Raw genomic sequence first — 1579 nt, forward strand, 5'->3', positions numbered from 1 at the left:
CGCGAGATGCAATCCATTCTCGCGCTACTTTGAAAGTAACCTCGCGCGAGGTTGCACCTGAAGCAGCGCGACTTCGCATGTCAAGGTCGCGCGAGATCGGATCGAAAGTCGCGCGAGAACAGATTGCGTCTCGCGCGAGCTTATTTGTTAAAATAGCGCATAAATAAAGCCTGCTTCGTACTATAAAAACAGGCAAAGCAGGTAAGAAGGTCAGAGACCCCTAACCCCGGAAGTTGTGATTTTGAAGTTGAATAATGGTTGATTGAGCCACTTTTTGAGTACCAATCAGAATAACAGTATTTAACAAATAAAGCCCTCTTAAGACGAGCTTCACAGCCCATTGGGAAAGTATCTTCCGAAGATTGAATTTGACAGATTTGAAGGCCCTGATTTGCATTGGTTTGACAAGACATATCTCACCCGCCTGAGGGAATAATCCGCCAAGCGAAACAATCATCGAAAGTATGGTAAGTAGTATGCTTATCTCCATGGTACATCTTTTTACTCTGAGCCAAGATACCAAAAATCTGTTTCTTTTGCAACGACACCCCTCTTACAGCAAGTCATCCGACCTTCAATCGGACTGTATCTCCCTTCTTATTTGACAGGATTGACAGTTGGAACACATTAAAGCGGATACAGGATGTATTATGTATGATTTGAGCGATAATACTGTCAAAATGTCATAAAATCACATTGGTACTTAGTTTGAACTATACAGGGTATATGAACATTGACAATTATACCATCAAATCGCAGGAGACTCTGCAGCAGGCTGTGGAGTTGTGCCGCGGGCATGTGCATCAGGAGATTACCCCTTTGCATTTGCTTCTTGCCACGATCGATCGTGGCGAGAGCTTGATCGGATTTGTCTTTCCGAAGATAGGATTACAGGTCCATCTGATCAAGAATCAAGTAAAACAGGCCCTTGAAAAGCTACCCCGTGTGCAGGGTGGTGAGCCGTACTTTGGTCGAGAGATGAATTCTGTTTTGACCAAAGCCGAAAACATCGCCCACGACATGCAGGATCAATATGTTGCTGTCGAGCATTTGCTTTTGGCTTTGTTGGATGTTGACAGTGAAGCCTCCCGTATCCTCAAAGACAATGGGGCAACGATGAAAGCCATGAAGGCAGCCGTGGCCGAACTTCGTCAGGGAAGCAAGGTAACCGGCCGGTCGGCAGAAGATACCTACAGGACTCTTGAGAAATATGCCGTCGACCTTTGTGCAAGGGCAAGAGACGGCAAGCTGGATCCTGTTATCGGAAGGGACGAAGAGATTAGAAGAGTACTGCAGATACTTTCCCGTCGAACCAAAAACAACCCGATACTCATTGGTGAACCCGGTGTCGGCAAGACGGCCATCGTGGAAGGTTTGGCACATCGAATCATTCGAGGCGACGTACCCGAAAACCTAAAGAACAAGAAACTCTATAGTTTGGATATGGGGGCTTTGATCGCCGGAGCCAAATACAAGGGAGAATTCGAAGAACGACTCAAGTCGGTTGTTTCTGAAGTTTCCAAAAGCGAAGGCGAAATCATCTTATTCATAGACGAGATACACACCCTGGTGGGAGCGG

2 protein-coding genes are annotated in these 1579 nt (G+C 46.2%); one reads left to right on the forward strand and one right to left on the reverse strand.

The features are described 5' to 3' along the window. Positions 1-220: 220 nt before the first annotated feature. Complete coding sequence (locus ACFO3G_RS00835) at positions 221-490, reverse strand: hypothetical protein (RefSeq protein ID WP_380077087.1); 270 nt, start codon at positions 488-490, stop codon at positions 221-223. 236 nt (positions 491-726) lie between these two features. On the opposite strand from ACFO3G_RS00835, the gene ACFO3G_RS00840 reads away from it, so the two are divergent. Next, positions 727-1579: Clp protease N-terminal domain-containing protein (locus ACFO3G_RS00840; protein ID WP_380077089.1), on the forward strand; the 853-nt coding region annotated here is incomplete at its 3' end.

This window comes from Falsiporphyromonas endometrii, assembly GCF_042654485.1.
In the GTDB taxonomy this organism is placed as follows: Bacteria; Bacteroidota; Bacteroidia; order Bacteroidales; family Porphyromonadaceae; genus Porphyromonas; species Porphyromonas endometrii.